Annotated in this window: 20 protein-coding genes; 12 read left to right on the forward strand and 8 right to left on the reverse strand. The window is 62.8% G+C overall.

All coding sequences use genetic code 11. The features are described 5' to 3' along the window. The 4 genes from P0D87_RS28095 to P0D87_RS28110 all read left to right on the forward strand — a co-directional run. The coding region (locus tag P0D87_RS28095; protein ID WP_408637087.1) for a DUF2345 domain-containing protein at positions 1 to 1,460 on the forward strand (1,460 nt) is incomplete at its 5' end. Positions 1,461 to 1,654: 194 nt separating this feature from the next. Next, positions 1,655 to 2,449: a hypothetical protein gene (locus P0D87_RS28100; protein WP_149029229.1), complete on the forward strand. Its 795-nt coding sequence runs from the start codon at positions 1,655 to 1,657 to the stop codon at positions 2,447 to 2,449. 124 nt (positions 2,450 to 2,573) lie between these two features. Next, positions 2,574 to 3,491 (forward strand): type VI immunity family protein, encoded by a 918-nt coding sequence (locus tag P0D87_RS28105; protein WP_408637088.1) that lies wholly within the window; start codon positions 2,574 to 2,576, stop codon positions 3,489 to 3,491. Positions 3,492 to 3,672: 181 nt separating this feature from the next. Beyond that, entirely contained in the window at positions 3,673 to 4,131 is a 459-nt protein-coding gene (locus P0D87_RS28110) for a hypothetical protein (protein WP_053859753.1), read from the forward strand. 330 nt (positions 4,132 to 4,461) lie between these two features. On the opposite strand, the gene P0D87_RS28115 is transcribed toward P0D87_RS28110, so the two are convergent. After that, a complete protein-coding gene (locus P0D87_RS28115; RefSeq protein ID WP_006047482.1) occupies positions 4,462 to 5,190 on the reverse strand; it encodes a GntR family transcriptional regulator in 729 nt (242 codons plus the stop codon). Positions 5,191 to 5,352: 162 nt separating this feature from the next. On the opposite strand from P0D87_RS28115, the gene P0D87_RS28120 reads away from it, so the two are divergent. The 4 genes from P0D87_RS28120 (at position 5,353) to P0D87_RS28135 (ending at position 11,919) form a co-directional block, all read left to right on the forward strand. Beyond that, the gene (locus P0D87_RS28120) at positions 5,353 to 6,573 is read left to right on the forward strand and encodes a pyridoxal-phosphate-dependent aminotransferase family protein (protein WP_053859752.1); all 1,221 of its coding nucleotides are present in this window, start codon (positions 5,353 to 5,355) and stop codon (positions 6,571 to 6,573) included. Between the two features lie 173 nt (positions 6,574 to 6,746). Further along, positions 6,747 to 8,033 carry an MFS transporter gene (locus P0D87_RS28125; protein ID WP_053859751.1) on the forward strand — a complete coding sequence of 429 codons (1,287 nt, stop codon included), beginning with the start codon at positions 6,747 to 6,749 and terminating at the stop codon, positions 8,031 to 8,033. 3 nt (positions 8,034 to 8,036) lie between these two features. Then, positions 8,037 to 8,822, forward strand: a complete 786-nt coding sequence (locus tag P0D87_RS28130) for a 2-keto-4-pentenoate hydratase (RefSeq protein WP_006047485.1) — start codon at positions 8,037 to 8,039, stop codon at positions 8,820 to 8,822. A 76-nt stretch (positions 8,823 to 8,898) separates the two neighbouring features. Then, entirely contained in the window at positions 8,899 to 11,919 is a 3,021-nt protein-coding gene (locus tag P0D87_RS28135; protein ID WP_053859750.1) for an FAD-binding and (Fe-S)-binding domain-containing protein, read from the forward strand. 37 nt (positions 11,920 to 11,956) lie between these two features. Here P0D87_RS28135 and P0D87_RS28140 read toward each other — a convergent pair whose 3' ends face one another. Next, complete coding sequence (locus P0D87_RS28140; RefSeq protein ID WP_006047487.1) at positions 11,957 to 12,877, reverse strand: helix-turn-helix domain-containing protein; 921 nt, start codon at positions 12,875 to 12,877, stop codon at positions 11,957 to 11,959. Positions 12,878 to 13,048: 171 nt separating this feature from the next. On the opposite strand from P0D87_RS28140, the gene P0D87_RS28145 reads away from it, so the two are divergent. From P0D87_RS28145 to P0D87_RS28155, 3 genes are all read left to right on the forward strand, one after another. After that, a complete protein-coding gene (locus P0D87_RS28145) occupies positions 13,049 to 13,960 on the forward strand; it encodes a DMT family transporter (protein WP_029967329.1) in 912 nt (303 codons plus the stop codon). A 221-nt stretch (positions 13,961 to 14,181) separates the two neighbouring features. Next, positions 14,182 to 14,445, forward strand: a complete 264-nt coding sequence (locus P0D87_RS28150) for a hypothetical protein (protein ID WP_006047489.1) — start codon at positions 14,182 to 14,184, stop codon at positions 14,443 to 14,445. A 127-nt stretch (positions 14,446 to 14,572) separates the two neighbouring features. Further along, complete coding sequence (locus tag P0D87_RS28155; RefSeq protein WP_053859749.1) at positions 14,573 to 15,172, forward strand: LysE family translocator; 600 nt, start codon at positions 14,573 to 14,575, stop codon at positions 15,170 to 15,172. Positions 15,173 to 15,193: 21 nt separating this feature from the next. Here P0D87_RS28155 and P0D87_RS28160 read toward each other — a convergent pair whose 3' ends face one another. From P0D87_RS28160 to P0D87_RS28185, 6 genes are all read right to left on the reverse strand, one after another. Continuing rightward, positions 15,194 to 16,465 (reverse strand): winged helix-turn-helix domain-containing protein, encoded by a 1,272-nt coding sequence (locus P0D87_RS28160; protein WP_053859748.1) that lies wholly within the window; start codon positions 16,463 to 16,465, stop codon positions 15,194 to 15,196. A gap of 166 nt (positions 16,466 to 16,631) precedes the next feature. Next, positions 16,632 to 16,910, reverse strand: coding sequence for a hypothetical protein (locus tag P0D87_RS28165; RefSeq protein ID WP_053859747.1), 279 nt, complete (start codon positions 16,908 to 16,910; stop codon positions 16,632 to 16,634). 206 nt (positions 16,911 to 17,116) lie between these two features. Beyond that, positions 17,117 to 18,832 (reverse strand): FAD-dependent oxidoreductase, encoded by a 1,716-nt coding sequence (locus P0D87_RS28170; RefSeq protein WP_006047493.1) that lies wholly within the window; start codon positions 18,830 to 18,832, stop codon positions 17,117 to 17,119. A gap of 95 nt (positions 18,833 to 18,927) precedes the next feature. After that, positions 18,928 to 19,920 (reverse strand): DedA family protein/thiosulfate sulfurtransferase GlpE, encoded by a 993-nt coding sequence (locus tag P0D87_RS28175; protein ID WP_006047494.1) that lies wholly within the window; start codon positions 19,918 to 19,920, stop codon positions 18,928 to 18,930. A 355-nt stretch (positions 19,921 to 20,275) separates the two neighbouring features. Continuing rightward, positions 20,276 to 20,527: a hypothetical protein gene (locus P0D87_RS28180; protein ID WP_006047495.1), complete on the reverse strand. Its 252-nt coding sequence runs from the start codon at positions 20,525 to 20,527 to the stop codon at positions 20,276 to 20,278. Positions 20,528 to 20,928: 401 nt separating this feature from the next. After that, the gene (locus P0D87_RS28185) at positions 20,929 to 21,534 is read right to left on the reverse strand and encodes a DinB family protein (RefSeq protein ID WP_053859746.1); all 606 of its coding nucleotides are present in this window, start codon (positions 21,532 to 21,534) and stop codon (positions 20,929 to 20,931) included. A gap of 371 nt (positions 21,535 to 21,905) precedes the next feature. Here P0D87_RS28185 and P0D87_RS28190 point away from each other — a divergent pair, with 371 nt between their 5' ends. Further along, positions 21,906 to 25,433 (forward strand): response regulator, encoded by a 3,528-nt coding sequence (locus P0D87_RS28190; RefSeq protein ID WP_053859745.1) that lies wholly within the window; start codon positions 21,906 to 21,908, stop codon positions 25,431 to 25,433. Positions 25,434 to 25,522: the final 89 nt, after the last annotated feature.

Consider the following 25,522-nt stretch of genomic DNA (forward strand, 5'->3'; position numbering starts at 1 on the left):
AGCTTGAACCCGACAAATGGGCCCGCATTTCTGGCACGCTCAGCGCCCGTATCTGCAGCCCGGACAAATACACCTACGGCTATCTGAATGCCGCGGGCTATTACATCGTCCGTCTGGATGCCGACTTCGGCAACTGGCCCAAGGGTGGTGAGAGCGTACCGCTGCGGCTTGCAAAGCCGTTCGCGGGCAAGCTGCAAACCGGCATGCACTTCGTCGCGCTGGACAACGACGAGGCCGTGATTGCCTTCCGGGACGGCGATCCTGACAAGCCCGAAATCACCGCGTTCCACCATCACAGCCAGGCGCGCGACCTGGTGACGAATGACCGTCGCTGGCTCTCACGCAACATGATCCGCACGCAGGCGAACAACAAGCTGCGCATGGAAGACTGGGCGGGCCAGGAAGGCATCAAGCTGAGCACCGAGCATTCGGGCAAGTCGCAACTCAATCTTGGTTACCTCGTCAACAGCAAGCTCGAATATCGGGGCGAAGGCTATGAGCTAAGGTCATCGGGTTGGGGGGCGCTGCGCGCGGGCAAGGGCATCATGGTCACGACTTATGACCGCCCCGGCGCGAGCCGCAAGCAGCTCGACATGCAGGAAACCATTGCGCAGCTGGAAAGCGCGCTGGCGATGGCGAAGGCCCTCGCTGCGTCCGCCAGCAGCGCGAAGGCCGAGCCTGCCGACACGGGCGCACAGCAGCAGATGAAGGAGGATTTCGACGGCCTGAAAAAGCCGGGACTGCTGATGAGCACGCCCGCATCGGCGGGCATTGTCGCGGGCGACGGCGTGCAGTTCGCGGCACAGGGCAATATCAACACGGTGGCCGGCAAGAACGCCGACTGGAGCGTGACGAAACGCTTCACGGTTGCGGCGGGCGAGAAGATCTCACTGTTCGCGCAGAAGCTCGGCATCAAGATTTTTGCGGCCAAAGGCCCGGTTGAAGTGCAGGCACAGAGCGGCCCGATGTCCCTGATTGCGGACAAGGACGTCAACCTTGCCAGCGTCAACGGCAAAATCAACCTTGCCGCGGCCAAAGAAATCATCCTCGAATGCGGTGGTGCATTCGTCCAGATCAAGGACGGCAGCATCACGCTCGGCGCTCCGCTCGACCTGTTCATCAAGACCATCACGGTGCAGAAGAAAGGCAAGGAATCTCGTGACCCATCGTTCCCGGTCATGCCTGACGGGAATCTCTACGAGCAGGACTTCAGGCTCGTGAATCACGCAGATAATGCGCCCCTTCCAAGCGCGAATTACGTAATTACCACGTCTGGCGGAAGTCAGGTGTCCGGACAGGCATCGGACAGCGGCATCACCAGGCTCGTAGTCACGAGTCCTGCGGAACAGCTCAAGGTGCGTCTAACGGACGAAAGCACTGACAACTACCACCTCCACTACTGCGACGCATTTGGACGCGTAGTGTGCGGCGGCGACAACAGTGTCAACCGAATCGTCTGAAACGGATTTATGAGGAAAATATGGGACCGCGTGCTCCTAAACGTGCCGAAGAGCCAAAATACGGCGGCGACGAAACTCGCCCTCGAGCCACCACACCGGTAACACCGCTTGCCAACCCGCTAGACAAGGCATATCTCTGTGCAAAGTGCTGCAGGGCGCTGATACAGCCAGATTTGAACCGCTTGAGCTATCCAATGTATCAGCGGACAGTGACACGCTCGATATGGGCCGACAACGAAAACGCCAAGCCAACACAGCATTGGCGATATAAAGGGGAGGTCGGTTACGACATGACGAAAAATCCCCCCGCGCCGATCATGTCAGCCAAAGAACCGCTTCGACCGAGCACGTTCCCTCTTTCGGCGTTGCATTCGATCAACCGAGACCCTCAAGCGGCAGCGGAAGAGGCAGCTGACGCAGCAGGCAATCTGCTGACGCGGGACGAACTTGAATTGGCCGGTGGAAAGCGCCTGCGCATTCCAGACGTAATCGTACTTCAATGTCCACCGACCCTCTTGGCGGAGTTGAAAGCTGGTACGGCCGAAGACCGACACTTCTTTCCAGTGCAGCCGAACATCGAACGTATAGTTGAGGTCAAATTCGACGGCGATTGTCTAGACCTGCTGCAAGCACGAGCCTACCTAAGAATTGCCGGCCAGAAAGCTGAGTTCAGTCAATTGCAGCCAGAACATCCTGATGGGGACTGCGGTTGCCGCTGTCGCCAAGGAAGAAAGAAGCTTGCTCCGTCGCCAGTTCCTGAAACAAGCCGCGTACCGAGGCGAATGCCGCAACAACGTCAAGCACTGGTTACCATTCAACCTGATACTTTCCCTGGTGGAATGCGCCCGCTCAGTGAGACTTTGCAAGAGACGCCAGCCAGTCAGGTATCGGGTTGGTCACTTGTTCTTGTTGGCGCGCTAGTAGTTGTGGCGATTGCCGCCGCTCCCGAAACTGGCGGAGCCTCACTGATTCTGCTTGCCGCTCCCTGATCCGAGGTTATTGATTTATGACACATCAAGAGCTTTCCGACTACGCCTACGACTGCGATCATGTCGCTCCAGATAGCCTGAGCACGACTATCGTTATGTTGTCAAATTGGTACTACGCGCTACCTTGTTCTTCACCGATGGCTACACGCCTGAAGCTAGGCGCGCCCTGCAAGCATGCTTCGAAGATTACCTCGCCCACTTTGCAAAAGAACTGAAATGGGGCTGGGATCCACAACCAGCTAGTGGAAAACCGACTCCTTGGAAGTTGGACGATCGTCTAGCGGAAGTCGCCAAAGATGCTTTCCTATCGGTAAAACCCGATGATTCGATTGTGGAGGGATTTGCGAGTAGCTTGAATCCCCACTATGTTGGCGACTACGGAATCCAGTGTCTAACAAGTGCGAAGTGGGAACAGGCAGTCGGCCAAGACACGTCCTATATAAGCTTTTGGGTCCCGTACGATGCCGCTCATAAGGGGAGCTGGGACGGCGGTAGCTTTCCGCTTCATGATTTCCTTCTGTCATGCTGCAACCGACTCAACGTTACACAAGGGTACGCAGGTCTGGCAATCGCGCTCCCTCACGAGTACGCGCGCTGGGAGTCATACGAACTGGAACTTGCTCAAAACTACTACGGAGTCGAGATCGACAATCCGATTAACGTCCTCGGGATGATTGAAAACTGGCAAGGCGTTAAAGGTGCAAACTGGTACACCATTCTCGGCAAGCATTATGCGAACAAGCTGGGGGGCGGCAAAGCGATCCGCTCGAAACTTCCAGATCCAGCATTCCACGCTTATGACACTTCAGGTGGCGGAGTATTGATCCGCGCCGGAAAAGAGCCACAAATGGCTCCTGTCGAGGAAGGCTTACCCTCTCTCTATGTTGCGGTCAACGACGTAATCCGCCCGGTTCGGACGACGGAGATCCGCTCTATCGGTATGGGTTCAAACGCCGGGGAGCTTCGCTTTAATCTGCGCTTGACTGACCTCTGGATGCGCCGTTTTGATGCGCCAGGTATCTGGCCACCGGCACACCCTTGACTGCTATCAATTCTTTCTACGAAACGTGGAAGGAGGCATTAGTGTATGGCGATAACTCGCCAGGGCAGCGGGCCGACCGGCATGGAATGACGTTTGTGTGACGACCACTGAGCCTATCGGCCATCGCGTCCACTGCCCTTCTTCTGTCCGCCCTCCGCCTGGATTTTCGTTCGCATTGCCCATGACCTACCGCGCCATTACAGTAACCCTTGACGACATAGGAGGCGTTGTTTTTGAGAAAGACAGGAGTGGCGGCACGGTCGCCACGATGTTTAACGTAACAATCGCTGGACGACGTCAGTACGCCGTGAAGATGGACGGCAAGCCGAGGCTTGAAAGCGGCACGGTAGTGACCGCAGTACTGCGCGACCCGGATAACTGGCAGACACTGGTCGGCTGGCTGGATCACGCGACTGGGCAGATCTGCGGCGTCAATTCGCCCGTAAAGTCTTTGGGTTCGTTTGTCGTTATTGCCGTTATCTCAGCCGCTTTTTCAATTAAGTGGTTGGGTGAAGTCCTCAGTGGAGGCGCCACTACGGTCGGAACCGTCGTTTGCCTTCTCGCGGGTTTGGCGATGAATGCATGGGCGTTCTCCCGTTGGCGGAAGTCAGCGACGGTGTACAAACTGGTGAGGCCATGAAGTTGCATCGCTGCCACTGCGTTGCGCCTGGGGTTTTGCCACCTTTCGGCGCGGAATGGCAGATGTCATCCATAGGCTATTCGAGACAGCGATTGGGAGAATGGCCGTTTTCCCTGCACCGCAGCGGGCGAGCGGGGAAACGTAGGTGAACAAATGTTCGAACGACAGCGAGGAATACATTTTTCCGCGCAGGCCGCGATGAAAGCGTACCAAGGGCAGAGTACTCAAACCCGCCCCTCCCTGCCCATACATCACCCGCCTGCAAATTCAGCCATCGCATCAACCACTTGCGCCGACTATAAGAACGTTGTCCACAGCCCTATGAACAATTTACGTGGATAACCCCGCTCCCCCCGCCGCCTCTTCCCGCGACTGAACCTGCAACACCGCATCGCGCTTATCAAGCAGATGCTGCCGAAGAATCGCGCTGAGCTTCTTGCCGTCGCGCGCCTCGAGCGCCTTCAGCATTTCATCGTGATCGTGAATCGCGCGATCCCACTTCGGAATCTGAAAATTCGATCGAAAGCGCAGCGCCTGCAAACGCCGGTTCACCGACACATACGTCTGCCGCAGCGCCGAATTGCGCGCGGCCTCGTTGATCTTGTCGTGAATCGCCTGATTGCGGCTGTAGTACCCGGCCAGATCGTTCTGCGCGCGACAAGCGAGCATTGCGTAATGCAATGCCTTGATCTCGGCGAGCTCGGCCGCCGTCATCCGCTCGGCCGCGAGTTCGCCCGAGAAAGCCTCGAGACCGCTCATCAGTTCAAACGTCTCGCGCAGTTCGGCTTCCGACATCTTCGACACCGACGCGCCGCGATTCGGCGAAATCTCGATTAGCCCTTCAGCGGCCAACACCTTCAGCGCCTCGCGCAACGGCGTGCGTGAAATGCCGAGCGTTTCGCACAACTCGCGCTCGTTCAACTTCTTGCCCGGCTCCAATACGCCTTCGACGATAAACCGGCGAATGTGCTCGACCACCGTGTCGTGCAAACGCTGACGCTCCACTTTCGGCAACACTGCCGAACCCGCCGAACCTGCTTCAATTTCAGAATTTTGCATACAAACGTCCTTAGATGCCTCTCCAGCGCAATTTTATCGGATCACCGCCGACAACGATACAGCGCGGGTAAACACCTGTGCCCGCACGCAATTTTCGCCTTTCGCTCGCGCAACTTCGTCTGATATAGTTTTTTGCATGCAAAATTCAATCGGAGGAGCGTAATGCTGAAGCTAGATTTCCATCCCGCTGGCCGTCACTTCCTGCAAATCCCTGGGCCGAGTCCCGTGCCGGATCGCATCCTCCGGGCGATGAGCTATCCCACCATCGACCATCGCGGGCCGGAATTCGGCGAACTGGGTTTGAAGGTGCTCGACGGAATCAAGAAGATCTTCAAGACGCAGCATCCGGTCGTGATTTATCCGGCGTCCGGCACCGGCGCATGGGAAGCGGCGCTCTCGAACACATTGAGTCCCGGCGATCACGTGCTGATGTACGAGACCGGCCATTTCGCGACGCTCTGGAAAAAGATGGCGGAGAGTCTCGGCCTGAAGCCCGAGTTCCTCGGCCTGCCGGGTATCGAAGGATGGCGGCGCGGCGTTCAACCGAACCTGATCGAAGAACGGCTGCGCGCCGACACGCAGCATTCCATCAAGGCAGTGTGCGTCGTGCACAACGAAACGTCGACGGGTGTCACGTCCGACATTGCCGCCGTGCGCCGCGCAATCGACGCCGCGGGCCATCCCGCGCTGTTGCTCGTCGACACGATTTCGGGCCTCGCCTGCGCCGATTATCGCCACGATGAGTGGGGCGTCGACGTGACGGTGTCAGGCTCGCAGAAGGGCTTGATGCTGCCGCCGGGCATCAGCTTCAACGCAATTTCGCCGAAGGCTCTGGCCGCCAGCAAGCACGCAAAACTGCCGCGCAGCTTTTGGGACTGGAGCGACATCGTCGAGATGAACAAGACCGGCTACTGGCCGTACACGCCGAACACGAATCTGCTCTACGGCCTTCACGAGGCAATCGACATGATTCTCGGCGAAGGGCTCGACAACGTCTTTGCGCGTCACGAGCGTCTTGCCGAGGCGACGCGTCGCGCGGTGCGTGCGTGGGGGCTCCAGATTCAGTGCGCCGATCCGACCGTGTATAGCCCGGTGCTGACCGGCGTGATGATGCCCGAGGGCATCGACGCCGACGCGGTGCGCAAGCTCATCTACGAACGGTTCGACATGTCACTCGGCACGGGCCTCGGCAAGATGAAAGGCCGCATGTTCCGCATCGGCCATCTGGGCGATTGCAACGATCTGATGTTGCTCGCTACGTTGGCCGGCTGCGAAATGGGCATGCGGCTCGCGGGCGTGCCGCTCGACGAAAGCGGTCTGCCTGCCGCGATGGACTGGTTGAGCGAGCCGACGCAAGCCTCGGGTTTGAAGGCGGCAGCGTAAGCGGGGCCGCATCAATAACAACAAGCAGGCATCAACGAAGTCAGTTCCGTCATGAAGCCGCGCAGTAGAACGCGGCCCCGAACAATGCGATGGCGAGGCGGCGCGTGCCGTCTCGCGACGACGAAGCGCGCCATCTCAGGAACGCCGTCGATACATGCAAATGGAGAGAGACGATGAAGCGGTTTCGTGTGACCAGTGCGACCAGTATCGTTCTATTGATGCTCTGCATCATGTACTTCATCACTTACCTGGACCGCGTCAACGTCAGTACGGCGGCGGCGGGCTTCGGCAAGGAATTCCATCTTTCGCATACGGAAGTCGGCCTCGTGTTCTCGGCTTTCGCGTATCCGTATCTGCTTTTCCAGATCATCGGCGGATGGGTCAGCGACCGTTTCGGCGCTCGACGCACGCTGCTCGCGTGCGGCGCGGTGTGGGGCATCGCGACCTTGCTGACCGGTTTTGCCGGTGGCCTCATCTCGCTGCTGGCGGCGCGCGTGCTGCTCGGTTTCGGTGAAGGCGCGACCTTTCCGGCGGCGACATCCGCGATGGCGCGCTGGGTCGCGAAAGAAAAACGCGGTTTCGCGCAGGGCATCACGCATGCGGCGTCGCGCGTCGGCAATGCGGTCGCGCCCGGCATCGTCGTACTCGTGATGGCGAACTGGGGATGGCGCGAATCGTTCTACATCTGCGGTGCGTTCAGTCTGTTGTGGGTCGTCGTGTGGGCTTTGACGTTCACCGAGCATCCGAAAGACCATCCGCGTATCACGAAGGAAGAACTCGAAGTGCTGCCCGCGCCGAAAGCAAAGTCGGCGGGCGTGCCCTGGGGCAAGCTGTTTCGCCGCATGGCGCCGGTCACGATCGTCTACTTCTGCTACGGCTGGACACTGTGGCTGTTCCTGAGCTGGATTCCGCAGTACTTCCTGCACAGCTATCACCTGGAATTGAAGAAGTCGGCGATCTTCGCTTCCGCCGTGTTTCTCGCGGGTGTGGTCGGCGACACGCTCGGCGGCATCGTGACCGACTTCATCTATACGCGCACGGGGAGCCTGAAGCGCGCGCGTAGCTGGATGGTGTCGGTGTGCATGTTCTTCTGCCTGCTGTCGCTGATTCCGCTCATGTTCACGCACAACCTGTATCTGTCGATGGCGTGTCTCGCGTCGGGCTTCTTCTTCGCCGAAATGACGATTGGACCGATGTGGGCGATTCCGATGGACATCGCGCCGGACGCCTCGGGCACCGCGAGCGGCATGATGAACACGGGCTCCGCGCTCGCGGCGATCATCTCGCCGGTGGTAGGCGGCTTCCTGATCGACTATTTCGGCAGTTGGGAATTGCCGTTCGTCGGCAGCATGCTGTTGATGGCGCTCGGTGTCGTGCTCGCGTTCCGCATGCAGCCGGAAAGCAAGTTCGCAGGCAATGCCGCGGACAAGGGGCAGGTTTCCACCAGCATGGGCGTGTGAGCGATGCTCAAGTCCCCTCACGCCGACGCAATGAAGCCGGGCGCCTCGCCCCTCAGCCGCCTGCTTGCCGATGCCCGCCGCGATCATGCGACGCTCGGCAAGCCGCAGCCCAACCTCACGCCCGCCGACGCCGACGCAGCCTATGCGATCCAGCACGAGATTCTGGCGATCGGCGGCGCGCGCATCGGCGGCTGGAAGATCGGCGCCAAGTCGCCAACGGGCCCGATCCAGGGTGCGCCGCTGCCGCGCATCGACTTGCATTCCGACGGCTCCACGTTGCCGCGCGCGGCCTTTGCACCGTTGGGGCTGGAACTCGAAATCGCCTTCCGCTTCGGCCGCCGCTTCGAGCCTTCGGCAACGCCTTATAGCGAGGCCGACGTGCACGCGGCAATCGGTTCGTTCGGCGCGACGATTGAAATTGTCGCGAGCCGTTTCGCCGCGTGGCCCGACATCGACAAGCTCGCGCAACTCGCGGACTTGCAGAACCACGGCGCGCTGATCGTCGGCGAATTCATGCCGTATCACGACGATTTTCCGTTTGCCTCGCCTGCGCTGCGCTTCGATTTCAACGGACGCGATGTCGTCGAACTGACGCCCGCCAACCCGGCCGGCGATCCGCGCCGCTTGCTCACGTGGCTCGTCAATCACGCGACATCGCGCGGCATTGCGGTGACGCCGGACATGGTCGTCACCACGGGTTCATACACCGGCATGTTCTTCCCGCGAAGCGCGGGCCTCGCGCACGGACGCATCGAAGGACTGCCGTCCGTGAGCGTCACGCTGTACTGAACCTTCGCGCGACGCACGCAATGCACGCAATGCACGCGACGCACGCGACGCACGCAACGCAATAACCATCGACGTTATGACGAATCCCACTTCCGCTTTGCTGGTCAAGCCGATTCATCTTGTGCCGTCCGCCGCGCGTCTGAGGAGTCCGCTCGCGCAGCATCTACGCAAAGCGTTGCGCGGCGACGTGCTGTTCGATGCGGCGAGCCGCGGCCGTTATGCGACCGATGCGTCCATCTACCAGATCATGCCGGTCGGTGTCGTGGTGCCGCGAGATCAGGATGATTTGCGCATCGCGCTGGACATCGCGCGCAGTGAAAAAGTGCCGCTGCTCGCGCGCGGCGCCGGCACGAGCCAATGCGGACAGACTGTCGGCGAAGCGCTCGTGATCGACACGAGCAAGTGGCTCAATAACATCGTCGATTTCGATGCGGACGCACGCACGGTTACCGTCGAGCCAGGCGTCGTGCTCGATCATCTGAACGCGTGGCTCAAGCCGCATGGCTTGTGGTTTCCCGTGGATGTGTCGACGGCAGCGCAATGCACGATCGGCGGCATGGCGGGCAACAATTCGTGCGGCTCGCGTTCGATCGAATACGGCAACATGGTGCACAACGTCGAGGCCATCGACGCGATTCTCGCCGACGGCAGCGAAGCGCGTTTCGCGTCGTTGCGCGACGCGCCGCAAGGCGCGCGCTTGCAGCAGATATTCGAAGGCGTGAAGCGGATCGCGGAGCGCGAGCGCGACGAAATCGCGGCGCGCGTGCCGAAAGTGTTGCGCCGCGTGGCCGGCTACAACATCGATCTGTTCGATTGTCAGAACCCGCGCGCTTATACCGACGACGGCGTCGCCAACCTCGCGCATCTGCTGGTCGGCTCGGAGGGCACGCTCGCGTTCAGCCGTCAGTTGACGTTGAAGCTCGCGCCGCTGCCCGCGCACAAAACGCTCGGCGTGGTCAACTTTCCGACCTTCTGGCAGGCGATGGATTTCACGCAGCACATCGTCAAGCTGAGGCCGGTCGCGGTTGAACTGGTCGATCGCACGATGATCGATCTCGCGATGAGCAACCCCGCGTTTCGTCCGGTGGTCGCGAAGGCGCTGGTCGGCGAACCGCAAGCGGTGTTGCTAGTCGAGTTCGCCGGCGAATCGCGCGACGCACAACTCGAGTCACTCAGGCAGCTCACCGAATTGATGGCCGATCTCGGCTTGCCTGGCTCCGTCGTCGAAATGCCGGACATGAATGCGCAAAAGGCGCTGTGGGAAGTGCGCAAGGCCGGGCTCAACATCATGATGAGCATGAAGGGCGACGGCAAACCCGTGTCCTTTATCGAAGACTGCGCCGTGCCGCTCGAACATCTCGCCGAATACACGAGCAAGCTGACGGAAGTTTTTCATCGGCATGGCACGGAAGGCACCTGGTACGCGCACGCAAGCGTCGGCACGCTGCATGTGCGGCCGATTCTCGACATGCGCCGCGACGGCGCCGTCAAAATGCGCGCGATCGCCGAGGAAGCCGCGGCGCTGGTGCGCGAATACAAGGGCGCCTATTCGGGCGAACACGGCGATGGCCTGTGCCGCGGTGAATGGGTCGCGTGGCAATACGGCCCGAAACTGAACGAGGCGTTCAGCGAGATCAAAACGCTGTTCGATCCGGACAACCGCTTCAATCCCGACAAGATGGTGCGTCCGCCGAAAATGGACGACGCGCGCTACTTCCGCTTCGCGCCAGGCTATCGCGAACGGCGCATCGACACCGCGCTCGACTGGTCCGCGTGGAATGTCGAACGCGATCCGCTGACGGGCCGCGAGAGCGCGCCGGGCAGCGGCAACGATCTGTCGGGCGGTCTCGCGAAGGCCGTCGAGATGTGCAACAACAACGGCCACTGCCGCAAGTTCGACGCGGGCACGATGTGCCCGAGTTATCGCGTGACGAAAGACGAGCAGCATGTGACGCGCGGGCGCGCGAACACGTTGCGCCTCGCGGTCTCGGGACAACTCGGCGAAGCCGGCCTTGCAAGCGACGACGTCAAGGACACGCTCGATCTCTGCGTATCGTGCAAGGGCTGCAAGCGCGATTGCCCGACCGGCGTCGATATGGCGAAGTTCAAGATCGAGGCGCGCGCGGCGCGCGTGAAGCGGCACGGACTGACGCTGCGCGACAAGCTGGTTGCCTTCATGCCGCGTTACGCGGCAACGGCGAGCCGCGTGCCGGGCCTCATCGCATTTGCCGACAACGTGCCGCTGCTGTCGACGTGGTTCAAGCGTTCGGTCGGCTTTGCAAGCGAACGGAGCTTGCCGCGTTTCGCAAAACCGTTTCTGTCGAGCGCGAAGCCGACTGTGAACGCGCGCGGCGCGGCGTTGAACGAAGTGCTGCTGTTCGTCGATACGTTCAATAACAACATGGAGCCCGACAACGCGCGGGCCGCGCAGAAGGTGTTGGAAGCCGCGGGCTACACGGTGCATTTCAACACGCGGCAAGGCGAGCGGCCGGTCTGCTGCGGGCGCACGTTCCTGGCCGCAGGGCTTGTCGATGAAGCGAAGCACGAAGCGCGGCGCATGCTCGATCTGTTCAAGCCCTACGTGGAGCGCGGCGTGCCGATTGTCGGACTCGAGCCTTCGTGCCTGCTGTCGTTGCGCGACGAATTCCTGCACTACGGTTTCGGCGACGAAGCGAAGCGGCTCGCGAAACAGGCGTTTCTCTTCGAAGAATTCCTCGTGCACGAGCAACAGGCCGGGCGCTTGCAGCTTGCGCTGAAGCCTTTGGCGACGCAACAGGCGCTCGTGCATGGCCATTGCCATCAGAAGGCGTTCGACGCCTTCACGCCCGTCCAAACGGTGTTGAAATGGATTCCTGAACTGACGGTATCGACGGTGGAATCGTCGTGCTGCGGAATGGCCGGCAGCTTCGGCTACGAAGCGGAGCACTACGCGACTTCGCAGGCGATGGCCGAGTTGTCGCTACTGCCGGCGGTGCGCAAAATGGACGCCGGCACGATCATGGTCGCCGACGGCACGAGCTGCCGTCATCAGATTCATGACGGCGCGGGTGTCGAGGCGATCCACGTCGCGCGCGTGCTGGCGATGGCGCTGCAATGACACGGCGCGGGCGCTGCGCTAAAAGCCCGCTGCTATCTCACACCGCCGACATAGCCTGCCGGTACGCGCCCGGCGACACACCGACGCCTTCGCGGAAACGATGGCTCAGGTGGCTGGCGTTCGCATAGCCGCATAATCCGGCGACTTGCGCGAGCGGCAGCGCGGTGGTGCGCAGCAGCGTCCGGGCGCGCTCGAGCCGCTGCTGCGCGATCCATGCAGCGGGCGGCAATCCGAACGACGTGCGGAACATCCGCGCGAGGTGAAACTCCGACAATGCGGCGACACTCGCGAGTTCGCCGAGCGTGAGCGGCTCGGCGAGATGGCTCTCGATGTAATCGCGCAGACGCCGCCGCGTCCCGACCGACAAGCCGCCCTTCAGCGCGACGCCGCTGCGCCGCACGCCTTGCGCCTGCAGCAGCAGACTCAGCACTTCATGCGCGGTTTCGTTGGTGCGCAGCAAGCCGTCGGCATCGTCCCAATGCTCGTTGGCGAGCGACTGACATAACCCGGCAATGCGCGCATCCTCGAAATACGTGCGATCGGCGAGCGTCAGCTCGCGCGGTTCGCGGTCGAGTTCCTGCACGGCGCGCTGCGTGAAGTGCTCGGGCAGAAAATACAGGTGCATGAAGTGCATATGGCCGCGCACCCACCAGCGCGATTCGTGATCGCCGGGCAATGCGCACAGCCGGGACGGCGCACCATAACGCCCGGGCATTTTCTGCCGCTCCGTGCGATAGCCGCCGTCCAGATAGCAGGACAGCGTGTGATGGCCTGGTCGCTCGTAGACGGTTTCGGCGACTTCGGTGTCGCGCGTCCAGACGGCAATCGCGAGACCGTCGCCGAGCCACGCGAAGCGGTCCAGATTCGCATTCGAGGTGCCGAGCGTGTGACATACCGACTGAATGCCGAACGGCGTTTCAGTGGCGTCGATGACGGGGACGGGCGGGCTCGTGTTCACGGAATGGGCGGGTGTCTTTCTTGCGAGGAATAGTCACAAGTATACGACCCGCCGCGCATGACGACACACGCCCCGGCGACGCGCGCCAAAAAATGCGCAATCCTGGACAAGTGCCGCGAGCCGCGCCGACGCATAGTCGAACTCCCGTATCCGCTGCTTGCAGGCTTGACCATGAATCTCTTTCTTTATGCCATTACCGTCCTGATCTGGGGCACCACGTGGATCGCGATCAAATGGCAACTGGGCTCGGTGCCGCCGCCGGTGTCGATCGCGTGGCGCTTCTGGATCGCGGCGTTGGTGCTGTTCGCGCTGTTGCGCATCATGCGCCGGCCGATGTGGCCGCCGCGCGCCGCATGGCGCTTTCTGTTCGCGCAGGGGCTCGCGCTCTTCTGCGTCAACTTTCTGTGCTTTTACTACGCCGAACAGGTGGTGCCGAGCGGGCTCGTCGCCGTCGTATTCTCGACGGCGCCGCTTCTCAATTCGATCAACGGACGGCTTTTCATGGGGCGCCCGTTGCAGCCTTCGGCGATTGCGGGCGCAATGCTCGGCCTCGTCGGCATCGTGTGTCTGTTCGTCCAGCAGATGAGCGGGCATCTCGGCGATCACGCGGCGTGGCTCGGGCTTGGCATCGCGTTTCTCGGCACCTTGTGTTTTTCGGCGGGCAATCTGCTGTCGAGCCGCATGCAATCGATGGGCTTGCATCCATTCGCCACGAATAGCTGGGCCATGCTGATCGGCGCGAGCGTGCTGACTGTGGGCAGCGTGGTCGCCGGTTTCCCGTTCGCGATCGAGCCCTCCGCGCGTTACGTCGGCGCGCTCGCGTATCTCGCGATTTTCGGCTCGGTGATTGGCTTTACCGCGTATCTGATGCTGGTGGGGCGCATCGGCCCGGAGCGCGCGGCCTATTCGACGGTGCTCTTTCCGATCGTGGCGCTCGCGGTGTCGACGGTATTCGAAGGCTACCAGTGGTCCGCGTTGGCCGTGGTCGGATTGCTGCTCGTGGTGGCCGGCAACCTCGTCGCCTTCGACATGACCCGGCGCATCTTCGGGCGACGCGGCCATTGCACGAACATGAAGGCGTAAGGACATAACGACATAGAGACGACGACGCACGGACGCCGCGTTCATCAAAGCCATCGGTGAGCTATTTCGGGAGCGCTGCGAACCTCAGCGCGCGGGCCCGTGCGGCGAATCGCTGCGGGCTCGTCGCGCGGATCACGAATAGACGGCAACGCGCGATCGGTATATAACAAACGTGAAAGGATCGCTCGTTTACCGAAGCTTCAACGGGGAGATGCATCATCATGACGCAAGACGTAACGCCCACGCCCAAGCCGCCCACCGGCGACCGGCCCGATCTCGACAACCTCGACGCGGCGCTCAGTCACGTGAATCAGCAGGTGTCATCCGGCAGCATTGCGTCGGGTGCCGCGAAGGGCATTCTGTACAGCCTGATCGAAACGCTAGGCACGTTCGTCGGCGATCCCGACTTGCCCGAGCATGCGCGTTCCGGTTACGAAGGCTTGCTCGAAGCCGCCCGCGAACTGCGAGCGAAGCTGGAGCACTGAGCGGACTCTCGCGGCTCGCCGCTTGACCCTTGACGATTGCGGCCGGTTATCGCGATAGAGCCTGTTTGCGGGCCGAATCCGCTTCTGTGATAAAAAGGCGCACTGTTTCCAACATTGCGCCTTTTCCATGTTCTCTGTGTCCGCTATCGCGTTATTAGCCGTCGGCATTGTCGTCGTGCTGATCACGCCGGGCCCCACCAATACGTTGCTCGCGTCGGCTGGTCTGCGCCAGGGCGTGCGGCGCTCGCTGCCGCTCATAGCCGCCGAACTCGCCGGCTATCTCGTCGCCATTTCCGTCTGGGGACGCTTTCTCGCACAGGCCGCGCACGCGCTGCCCTGGCTGCCCGCGCTGCTGCGCGTGGCGGCGGGGACGTACATCGCGTGGCTCGCCGTCGATATGTGGCGCGCGGCCGTCGCGTTGCCGGACTCGACGGAAAAAGCGAGCGGCACACTGCGCCTGTTCATCGCGACGCTGCTCAATCCCAAGGCGCTGCTGTTCGCGGGCACCATCTTTCCGGCTGCTGCTTTCGTGCTTTGGCCGGCGTATCTGCTGTCGATGCTGATATTCGCGTGCCTTCTCGCGCCGATAGCGCTCGCCTGGATTGCGTTCGGCGCGGCACTCGGCAGCGGCAAGCTCGGCTGGCTCGATCCGGCGAAGATCCAGCGCGGCGCGTCGGTCGTGCTCGGCGTGTTTTCGCTGACGCTTGCATGGTCGGCGTTGCATTGACGGCACGCGCTGAAGGCGTGCCTATGCGCTCGCTTTCGCTTTCGCTTTCGGTTTCACGTCTTCGGCTTCGGTTTCCGCTTCGTTGTCACCCGCGCTGAGCGCTTCGCGCCATTCCGGCGCCGCCGACGTGATCTGCAGATGCGGCGTGCCGTGCCAATCCGCACACCGTTGCAACGCGCGCCGCAGATCGCCCGCGAGCCGCGCGCTTGGGCGTGCGCCCGCTTCCAGGTGCACCGATTTCAATTCGAAAACGCCTTCTGCGCGGTGCGCTTTCGCATCGACGCGGCCGACCAGACGCCCGCGGCTTAGCAGCGGCAGCACGAAGTAGCCGTATTTGCGCTTCGCTGCCGGCGTATAGCACTCGATCGCGTAGTCGAAGTCGAACAGCGCGGCCGCGCGTTTGCGATCCCACACGACCGGGTCGAATGGCGAGAGCACCGTCGTCACCGTCGATGCGAGCTTGCCGCTCGCGGCGTCGTCGAGCATGGGGCCGAAGTCGCGATGCACGAACGTGTCCTGCTTCCAGCCGGGCACCTGCACAGGAATCAGTTCCCCTTGATCGGCAAGCGCATGAAGTTCGTCGCGATACGGACGGCGCGGCAGCCGGTAGTAGTCCGCGACCCAGTCGGCCCGCGCGACGCCGAGCGCGCGGCACGTGCGGCGCAGCAGTTCGTCGGCGACGGCCTGTTGCGGCGGCAGATCGCGGGCGTCGTCCCAATGCGGCAACACGCGTTCGGTGACGTCGTAGACGCGCTGAAAATTGCGCCGCTCGGCCACCATCAATTGCCCGATGGCGAACAGCACTTCCAGATGACGCTTCTCCGGCTTCCAGTCCCACCAGCCGTTGCCTTTGCCCGACTCGCGAGCGAAATCCGCCGAGCGCACGGGGCCCGTTGCTCGAATGTGTTCGAGCAGTGCGTCGATGTCCTTGCGATGTTTGTGGTGCCAGTCGGCCGCGTATTTCCAGCCCATGCCGCTCGGGTCCAGCATGCGATGGCGCAGCAGTCCGTAGTCTTCGATCGGCAGAAAACAGGCTTCATGCGACCAGTGTTCGAACAGCTTGCCTGCGGCGAGATGTTCGTCGAGCCATTGCTGCGGATAGGCGCCGAGCCGGCTAAAGAGCACGAGATAAGGACTGCGCGCGACCACATGAATCGTGTCGATCTGCAATTGCGCCATGCGGCGGATTGCTTCGAGCACGTCGGCTTTGGTGGCCTTGCGGCGCGGCGGCGACAGCAGACCTTGCGCGGCCAGGTGGAGTGTGCGGGCGGCGGAAAGCGAAAGAGTCTTCACGCGGACGTCGTTCAGTAAGTGACTGCGATGAAGCGGGCAGAAAGCCCGCCTGAATCAGCAGACGCTACTGTAGCGTGAATGCGTCGGCGCTGTGGTTGACGTCGTGACGAGCGAAGCGCGCAGTGACAAGCGAAGCGGCGAGCGGCCGCGTTGCTCGCTCCGACGATTACCAGCCGCGGCCGTGGTGCTTGTCCCAGCCGCGATGATGACGGCCGTGATCGTGATGCCAGCGGCGCTCCCGGTAATAGTCGTCGCGATAGCCGTAACCGTAGACCGGCTGAGGCGCATAGACGACCGGCGGCGGCGCGTACATGACCGGCGGCGCGGCATAGACGGGGCCCGGCGTGTTGACGAACACGCCGACGTCGACGCGAGCGGAAGCGGCAGTCGATGCGCAGGCGGCGGCAAGTCCGAAGGCGGCGAAGACGATCGCGCGTGTGTTCATGCTTTTCTCCTGTGTCCCAGCAAGACAATGGCTGTTTCGACGGTCGGCATTCACTGTCGAATGGCTGACGTCTATCTTACGAGGCAGAAAGAAAAGCAGGTGCAACGAGTTGCAGGCGTGTGTAACAGGGGATTACTTCGGAGGGGACTACTTCAGGGCCGCCGCCCCGCGTGTGGCGGCGGCAGCGGCCCTTGCATGAGCCCGCTTCAGGCCACGGAGGCGACGGCTTCGTCCGCGGAAACGGCCAGCAGTTGGTGAATCTGCGCGACCACGGCCGCGCCTTCGCCGACCGCCGCCGCCACGCGTTTGGTCGAGCCCGCGCGCGCGTCGCCGATCGCGTACACGCCTTTGACGGTGGTCGCCAGATCGCAAGCCGACGCGCCGTCTGCGCCCGTGCCCGTCAATACGAAGCCCTTCTCGTCAAGTTCCACGCCGCAGGTGCGCAGCCAGTCGGTGTTCGGGTCCGCGCCGGTGAAGAGGAACAGATGCCGCGTGTCGATCTGCTCGGTGCCGTCGGGCAAAGGCTTTTTCAGGGCGACCGCCGCGAGTCCGCTTTCGTCCGCGATGAGCTGGCCGATCTCCGAATTCGGATGAACGACGACGTTCGGCAACGAGCGGATACGGTCGATCAGATAGCGCGACATGGTCGCCTCAAAGCCGCTCCGCCGGATCAGTACGTGGACCTTGGCCGCGTGCGTCGCCAGATAGACGATGGCCTGGCCGGCCGAATTGCCGCCGCCCACCAGCACGACTTGCTGGCGCTTGCACAGCTTCGCTTCGACGGGCGACGCCCAGTAGTACACGCCGCGTCCCTCGAAACGGTCGAGTCCTTCCAGCGCGGGGCGCCGGTACACCGCGCCGCTCGCGATGACGATGGTCCGCGCGCTGATATGGCCGCCGCATTTGAGCTCGAGCCGGTACGGCGCCTCGCCGCAATGCAGCGCCTTCACATGCACAGGAATGGCGACGTGCGCGCCGAACTTCTGCGCCTGCACGAACGCGCGGCCCGCCAACGCCTGACCGGAGATGCCGGTCGGGAAGCCGAGGTAGTTTTCTATTCGCGAGCTCGCGCCCGCCTGGCCGCCCGGCGCGCGGCTGTCGAGCACGATCACCGAGAGACCTTCCGACGCCGCATAGACCGCGGTGGCGAGCCCGGCCGGCCCCGCGCCGACGATCGCGACGTCGTAGACCATGCAGTCGTTCAGATCGGGCAGCAGGCCGAGCGCGGTTGCCAGTTCCGGCATGCTCGGATGGCGCAGCACTGAGCCGTCGGGGCAAATCACCAGCGGCATGTCTCCGTCCTGCGCGCCGAACTGCTCGACGAGGCGCAACGCGTCCTCATCGCATTCGTCGATCGTGGAGTGCGGATGGCCGTTGCGCGACAGGAAGCCTTGCAGCATCACGAGCCGCGCGTCGGTACTGCTGCCGATCAGGATCGGCCCGCCCGCGCCTTTCTCGATCAGCGATACGCGCCGCAGAATCAGCGCGCGCATGATGCGCTCGCCAAGCTCGGCTTCCGCCACCAGCAGCGCGCGCAGCCTCTCCGGCGGAATCAGCAACGCCTTGACGTGAGTGAGCGCCATGCCGTTGACGAGCGCGTGACGCCCGGACAGTTGACCGACCTCGGCGAGGAAATGCCCCGGCCCGTGTTCGCCGATCACCACTTCACGGCCGATGCCGTCGCGCTGGGAAATCTTCACGCGCCCTTCGAGCAGCACGAACATGCCCGGGCCGGTGTGGCCCGTCTCGAACAGCAGCTCGCCAGCCTGCCATTGGCCGACTTCGCCGAACTTGCGCACGCGATCGATTTCCGCCGCGGTGAGCTCGGGAAACATCTGGTGCATGCGCGTCGACAGATTGGAAAACGGTGCGTCCGCGACTACCGCATCGGGCTGTACTTCGGGTTCTGCAGTGGAAAGCATCGAACCGCTCCCTCGATGTTCGTTGATTGACTGAACGAAGGCGCGACGGCGCGCATCCGCCAGCGCGCGCGCCAGCGAATGCGCCGCGCGCGGCGTCAGACCGCTTTCGGCGCGATGTGCTCGACGGCGGCTTCGGGTGGCGGCATGCCGGGCAAGCCCTCGACGGGCCGGCCGGAGTCGCGCCAGGCTTCCATGCCGCCGCGCAACGGCAGCACATCGTCGAAGCCCGCTTCGTTCAACTGCTTGGCCATCCATGCGGCCGAAATTTCATTCGGGCACGAACAGTAGATCACCAGTTTCTGATCGCGCGGATAAGTGGCGACGATTTGATCGAGCTGCCGTTCGTCGGCGAATTGCGAGCCGGGAATCACGAACGGATCGAGCTTGCGCTTCTCGTGCGAGCGGATGTCGAACAGCACCGGCGTGTTGCCCGCGGCGACCAGCTCGGCGAGCTCGTCCACTTCTATGCGGGCGGACGCGAGCTTGTTGATCAACTGACGACGGCGAATCCAGCGGTACACCGCATACAACAGCAGCAACGCGATCGCGACCGCGCCGGCGGTGCGCCCGAGACGCCCGGCGGCTGCGAACACCATGTCGATCTGACGCGCGAACAACGCGCCGACGATGAGCCCCGTGCCCGACCACAACGCGGCGCCAATGCTGTCGTAGGTGAGGAAGGTGCGGTAGCGCGTGCCCATTGCGCCCGCCATTGGAATCGACACGATCGACAGGCCGGGGACGAACTTGGCGACGGCCAGCACGCGCACGCCCCAACGCCCGAAAAAGCGCTCGGTTTTCTTGACGCACGTGTCACGCGACAGCGACAGACGGCAGATCGTTTTCAGCGTATTGCCGCCGTACAGCCGGCCCGCCAGATACCAGGCGCTGTCGCCGATCAGCGTCGCGAAGATCGACAGCACGAGCACCGGCAGCAATTCCGTGCCGACGGAGCCGGGATGCATTGCGGCCATCGCGCCGAACAACACGAGCGACGGCATGGCCGGCACCGGCAGGCCGATGGAGGCGGCCAGCACGTTCACAAAGATGAGCGCCGGGCCATATTGCTCGACGAGGTCATGTAGCATCGACTTACATCCGCGGCCTTTTCAGGCACGGCGCGCAGTAGGGAAGCAAAGGAGAATGGAGCGATTATGGACCATTTTCAAGACGTGCAAAGCCCTTGAAATGCCCCGGTTATTCGGGGTTGGAAGCGGCGTTGGAAGCGCTACCGCCGCGCGGCCCGGATTCTAATAATCAGAAACGATTAAAGCTCGCGCGCTCTGAATAAAATCGGCGCGCGAAGACTGCGGGAAGGACGAGCAACAGAGCGGCGAGCATCAGAACCGCGAGCCTCAGAACCGCGAGCAACAAACGCCGACTGCAATGCCGGCGAAAACCGCTGCCTACGCGGCGCCCACCGCAAGGCGCCGCACCTTTGCGTTATTGACGATGATTGTGCTGCTCGCCGGGCAACTCGGCGCCGTGCGCGCGAATCGCGGCAATCAGTTCCGCCGGCGTGATTTCGTAGCGGACTTCCCGATGGATGCCTGGCTTGCGCTCGTCGACTTCGACCAGAAGGATGCCTTTGCCGTCTTCTGTCGACTCGAGGCGCAGCGTGCGCAGTTCACGCCCGGTTGCGTCGTCGTATTCGGTGAGCAGGGCCATTGACCCGGAGGACCCGGTAGTGCGCATCGAAGTTGTCCTTGTTCCGTTGTTGATCGAATCATTGTACGGGCAGCATGACGCGCCGTCTGTCGCGCAATGTTGACGCTTTTGGCGATTGCCGGCGCCTCCGCCTGCAAGCCCGAGCGCCGCCGTGCGCGTGGCCTTGCGGGCCGCGAGTCCATGCAGGCGATGACGTTCGCAGTGACAATGAGTTTAACGGAGTCGTCGCGACGACGGCTGCATTTTTCCTGCCCCGTCGCGGTGCAATCGTTCTTCGACGTTGTCATGCGCATGACGCGCGGTACGGTTAGACGCGACGCGCAACCGCGTGCGCGCTTATCGGCAAAAACGCCCGATGCAAAGCGCACCTGAAGAGATCATGAGGCGCGTGTCGCAGCCTCGGCCCGCAACCCTTGCGCGCCGCGACGCTATAGCGGCGGACGATCACGCTCGTCACGCATGCGCTCCAGCTCCCGCATCTCCGAGGCGCGCAGCGGCGCGTCGGCATCGAGAAAGAACTCGTCGAGTTGCGGCGGCGCGATGGCGGTGCCGCTCAACATCGCATGAACCTGTCCGCGATGATGGATCTGATGCACGAACACATGCGGAAGCACGTTGCCGATGCGTTCGCGTTGCACGCCGATCGACGGACCCCGGTCGATTTGCACTTCGCGCTGCAAGTCGTCGGCCGTCAGCGATTCGCAGAAGCTCAGCAGCGCGTGGTCGCTGTCCGCCTGAGCCTGCCATAGTTGCGCCGCGTGCGGATAGGGCACTTCGTCGTCGAAAATCGTGAGGCCCTGGCCGCCGTCGATCAGCGCGTCGAAGTAGTAGCGGTCCACCAGCAGAATGTGATTCAGCGTGAGCTGCAACGACGGAAAGAAGCTCACCCGGTGCGCGGCGAACGCTTCGTCGCTCAAGCTCAGACACGCGCGGTAAAGGCGCAGGTTGGACCACGCGTTGTTGCGCGCCATATCGCTGAAATGCTCAGACAGCGCATCGCGCGGCGCAGCGCCTCGCGAGTCGGAACGAACCATGTCTGCCTCCGTGGATGGTGTGCGCACATCGACCTCTGCGCCTGAACAGCATAGACCGCGCACAAAAAAAACGGCCCGTCTTGCGACGGGCCGCTAAACGCCGTTGTTACTTGGGTCAGTCCGCCCCATGCATTCATCGGGCACTGACGCATGCATCGTGGGTCGCCAATTCATCGCTGTCGAGGTGGGAGTAATGCTGATCTATCCGATCAATGCGTAAGGTCAATGCGTGAAAGGTCAATGCGTAAAAGGTGCCGGATGCGTCGCGCATCATCTTCAAAAAGACTACACTGCGCCGGTATAGGTCAGCAGACGTGGTTTGCCAAAGATCGCAGCGGTCTGCCTGCGCGAACCGCAACGTACTTGGGCCGATGCAGAAAATCCTTGATCGTACTCAAGAGTCACTCGCTCAGGCGTTTGCCTCGCTCGCAAAAAACGCGAAGCGCCAGCGGCGGGTTTATCTCGCGACAATCGGCTCATTGATGCTGATGGTGGTGATCTTTTCGCTCCTGCTGGCTGTGGTCGCGGGGCTGAAGCAACTGGAATACCGCCGTACGTTCGCCACGCAAAGCGCCACCGACCTGTCGCTGCTTCTGCATCGCAAAGAGTCGTTCTTGCGGCGCACCGAATTCACTCTCGACTATTACTACAGCGCGACCCAGGTGCGGCGCGCACCCGAAGCGGTGGAGCGATCCATCGCGCAGACGGGCGCGGCGCGCGGCAAGGTCGACCGGGTCGACGCGGAATTCGACATCGTCATCGGCCAGGCAACACGCGCGGCGTGGGGTGCGCAGTTCGGCGACAAAGTCTGGCGGCTGTATGAATCCGCACAATCGACGCTGGTCACGCAGCAGGCGTTCGAACTCGCGCAGCACGCGACGCTGATCGGCCTCGATGAAAATTACGCCGTGATTTTGCCTTCGCTCGCGGATTCGGCAACCGACGTTGGAGCCGGGGCCACGCGGGCGCCGCCGCCGCAAGAGGCGGTAATCGGCACGTTGCGCGACACGATCGAGCACGAACTGCAAGCGCAAACAGGCAAGCGCGTGCCCGGCAAAGGCGAGCACGTGTGGATCGGACCGTATCGCGATCCGCTGCGCAACACGCCGGTCATCTCGGTGGTGAGTGCCTACTACGAAGGCGACAAGCCTGTCACGCTGATCACCACAAGCGTTTCGCTCGACGTGCTCGCCGCGCGCCTTGCGCCGCCCGGCGGCGCGGGCGCGACTTTGCTGATGGGCCCTGACCGGCGCATTCTCGTATCTTCCGCCGCGCTCAGCGCGCAAACCGGCGCGAGGCTGCAACGGACGATAGCCGCGACCCCGTCTCACGCCTTCCACTTCGGCCGCGAAGGCGCGATTTTTCACGAGCCGTTGATGCCGGGCTTCGGCTCGCTGGTCGGCTACGTGCCGTGGGGCGCGCTCGCCGTGGCGCTCGGCTGGCAGCTCGGCGTGATCGGCGGGCTCGCGTTGCTGGTGCTGCTGGCTATCGCGCTGACCGCGCGCTTCTTCGGACTGCGGCTTCTGCGCAGTGCGTTCGCCGAGACCTCGCGCGCGCTGGAAAGCGAGACGCTCAATCACATTCTGGTGAGCGCGACGCCGGTCGGACTGTGCATCGTCCGGCGAAGCGACTGTTCGATATTGACGGCGAATGCACTCGCCACCGAACTCCTGGGTATCGAGCCGGGCACGAGCCGCCTGCCGCCGCATATTGCCGCCGAGTTTTTGACGAAGGTGCCGGAGCAGGTGTCGGCGGCCGCGTTGGCGCGGATTGCCGCTTTCGTCGCACCGGCGAGGCCCGTGCAGGAAGTTCAGCCGGCGCCTTCGCAAGCGTCCTCGGCGCCGGTTCAGACGGACAGCACGCCCGCCCGCTTCCTGCAGTTCACCTATGCGCCCGCTCGTTATGCCGGCGAGGACGTGTTGTTCTGCGCGATCCTCGACGTGACCGCGCAGCACGAGCTCGAACAGCAACTGCGGCAAGCGCAGCAGACGTCGGAAGCGATGATGCGCGCGCGCACGAATTTTTTTGCCGCGATGAGTCACGAAATCCGGACGCCGTTGAATGCGCTGCTCGGCAATCTCGAACTGTTCGCGCGTACGCCTGGGCTCGACGCGCATGCGCAGCGGCTCGCCAGTCTGAACGTGGCGGGCGATGCGCTGCGCCGCGTCGTCAACGACATTCTCGATTTCTCCAAGATCGATGCGGGCGAAATGCTTCTGGTGCGCGCGCCCTTTGCGCTGCTCGACGCATTCGAGAACATCGCGCTGTCGTATGCGTCGATGGCGGGCGATCGGCGCGTGCGTTTCTATTCGCTGCTTTCGCCCGCGATCGATCGCATCGTGATCGGCGACAGAATGCGGATCGCGCAGGTCATCAACAATCTGTTGAGCAATGCATTCAAGTTCACGTCGAGCGGCAAGATCACGCTGCAAGCGGAACTCGCCGACGACACGCCAGGCCACCCGGTCCTGAAGTGCCGCGTCTCCGATTCGGGGCCGGGCATGAGCGAGGAACTCGTGGGGCGGCTTTTCAAGCCGTTTGTGCAAGGCGAGGCGGGCGCCTCGCGCGGCGCGGAAAGCACCGGCCTTGGACTCGCGATCTGCGCGCGGCTGTGCGAGTTGATGGGCGGCGCGGTGTCGGCGGAAAGCGTGGTGGGCGTCGGCAGCGTATTCAATGTATCGATTCCGCTGGTTGCGTCGCCTGACGAAAAACCTGCGCCTCAGGCGGCAACGCGTGGACCGCTGCTCGCGCTGTTTCCCGATCGCGAGATCGTCAATCTGCTCGACCGCTGGCTCGAACACTTTGGCTGGAGCGCGCACGTCGTCTCGACGCTGGCTGACGCGCAGAACTGGCTGCGGACGAACTGCGCAATGGCGCTGATTGTCTCCGACGCATACGATCTCGAGGCGATCGCGAGCTTGCGCGCGTTGCAGCCGCTGAGCGCCGTGTGGATCACTCGCGAGGGCCCGGCGCGACCGCGCGCGCGTGATGAAGGCGTGCTCGAAGTGACCGAATTCAGCGCCACGGCGATTCGCAGGGCCATCGAGCAGGCCGTCGACGGCGTGCCTGTTGCTGCGGTGTCCGCATCGGCGGCAGCGGCGGCATCGGAGATGGACGCATCGAACGCATTGGACGCGGCGCCTGCTCCGGCGCCTTCGGTGGCGACGCATCCGGCGTTGCAAGGGCTCAGGGTTCTCGTTGCCGAAGACAATCCGCTGATCCAGAGCCTGATCGCCGAACAGCTTGCGACGCTCGGCTGCGTGCCGACCATCGCGCCAGACGGCGAACAGGCGCTCGCCACGTTTCAGGCGAAGCGTTTTGACGCCGTGCTCACCGACATCCACATGCCGGCGATGGACGGCTATCGACTGCTTGCCGCGCTGCGCGAGCGGGACCAGCAGGTGCCGGTGCTTGCCTTCAGCGCGGTCGCGGAGAATCAGGAGGCGCATAGCTGGCGCGAGCGCGGCTTCAGCGGTCATGTGTCGAAGCCCGCTTCGTTGAGCGAACTCGAGGCTGCGCTGGTCGCGGTGGCGCCCGTCGCGAAGGACAGCGCGGCGCGCACGACAGAGCCGGCGTCCGCTGCCTCGGCTGCAAGCACACTCACCGTCGATGAGAGAGCGCGCTACACCGCGATGCTCAAGGAGCATTTGAAGAACGACTTGCCGCGGCTTCTCGCCATCGTCGATGAAGAAGACCGGGAGGCGCTGGCCGGCTGGGCGCATAGCGCGAGCGGCGCGTTCGTGATCGTGCAGGAGCCGGGATTCGTCGAGGAATGCAGGCAGTTGCAGCGGCTATGCAACGAAAGCGAGAGGTGGACGACGGAGATGGACGAGCGCGCCGTGTCGCTGCACGAAGCGTTGTGCGATCGCTATGGCGTCGACGAAGCGTCGGCGCATTGAGTCGGCGCATAGATCTAAAGAGAGAAATCTTCATTTTTCACGAATGCAGTGATTGAAGCGGCGCCCTTGCCAAGGGTCCGACGGACAAG

Source organism: Paraburkholderia sp. RL17-368-BIF-A, assembly GCF_046054045.1.
Lineage (GTDB): Bacteria > Pseudomonadota > Gammaproteobacteria > Burkholderiales > Burkholderiaceae > Paraburkholderia > Paraburkholderia graminis.

Excerpts from the sequence above, each read along its gene's own strand:
- P0D87_RS28100 (WP_149029229.1), top strand. The coding sequence starts at position 1,655 with ATGTATCAGCGGACAGTGACACGCTCGATATGGGCCGACAACGAAAAC.
- P0D87_RS28110 (WP_053859753.1), top strand. The coding sequence starts at position 3,673 with ATGACCTACCGCGCCATTACAGTAACCCTTGACGACATAGGAGGCGTT.
- P0D87_RS28115 (WP_006047482.1), bottom strand. The coding sequence starts at position 5,190 with ATGCAAAATTCTGAAATTGAAGCAGGTTCGGCGGGTTCGGCAGTGTTG.
- P0D87_RS28120 (WP_053859752.1), top strand. The coding sequence starts at position 5,353 with ATGCTGAAGCTAGATTTCCATCCCGCTGGCCGTCACTTCCTGCAAATC.
- P0D87_RS28125 (WP_053859751.1), top strand. The coding sequence starts at position 6,747 with ATGAAGCGGTTTCGTGTGACCAGTGCGACCAGTATCGTTCTATTGATG.
- P0D87_RS28130 (WP_006047485.1), top strand. The coding sequence starts at position 8,037 with ATGCTCAAGTCCCCTCACGCCGACGCAATGAAGCCGGGCGCCTCGCCC.
- P0D87_RS28135 (WP_053859750.1), top strand. The coding sequence starts at position 8,899 with ATGACGAATCCCACTTCCGCTTTGCTGGTCAAGCCGATTCATCTTGTG.
- P0D87_RS28145 (WP_029967329.1), top strand. The coding sequence starts at position 13,049 with ATGAATCTCTTTCTTTATGCCATTACCGTCCTGATCTGGGGCACCACG.
- P0D87_RS28150 (WP_006047489.1), top strand. The coding sequence starts at position 14,182 with ATGACGCAAGACGTAACGCCCACGCCCAAGCCGCCCACCGGCGACCGG.
- P0D87_RS28155 (WP_053859749.1), top strand. The coding sequence starts at position 14,573 with ATGTTCTCTGTGTCCGCTATCGCGTTATTAGCCGTCGGCATTGTCGTC.
- P0D87_RS28165 (WP_053859747.1), bottom strand. The coding sequence starts at position 16,910 with ATGAACACACGCGCGATCGTCTTCGCCGCCTTCGGACTTGCCGCCGCC.
- P0D87_RS28170 (WP_006047493.1), bottom strand. The coding sequence starts at position 18,832 with ATGCTTTCCACTGCAGAACCCGAAGTACAGCCCGATGCGGTAGTCGCG.
- P0D87_RS28175 (WP_006047494.1), bottom strand. The coding sequence starts at position 19,920 with ATGCTACATGACCTCGTCGAGCAATATGGCCCGGCGCTCATCTTTGTG.
- P0D87_RS28180 (WP_006047495.1), bottom strand. The coding sequence starts at position 20,527 with ATGCGCACTACCGGGTCCTCCGGGTCAATGGCCCTGCTCACCGAATAC.
- P0D87_RS28185 (WP_053859746.1), bottom strand. The coding sequence starts at position 21,534 with ATGGTTCGTTCCGACTCGCGAGGCGCTGCGCCGCGCGATGCGCTGTCT.
- P0D87_RS28190 (WP_053859745.1), top strand. The coding sequence starts at position 21,906 with ATGCAGAAAATCCTTGATCGTACTCAAGAGTCACTCGCTCAGGCGTTT.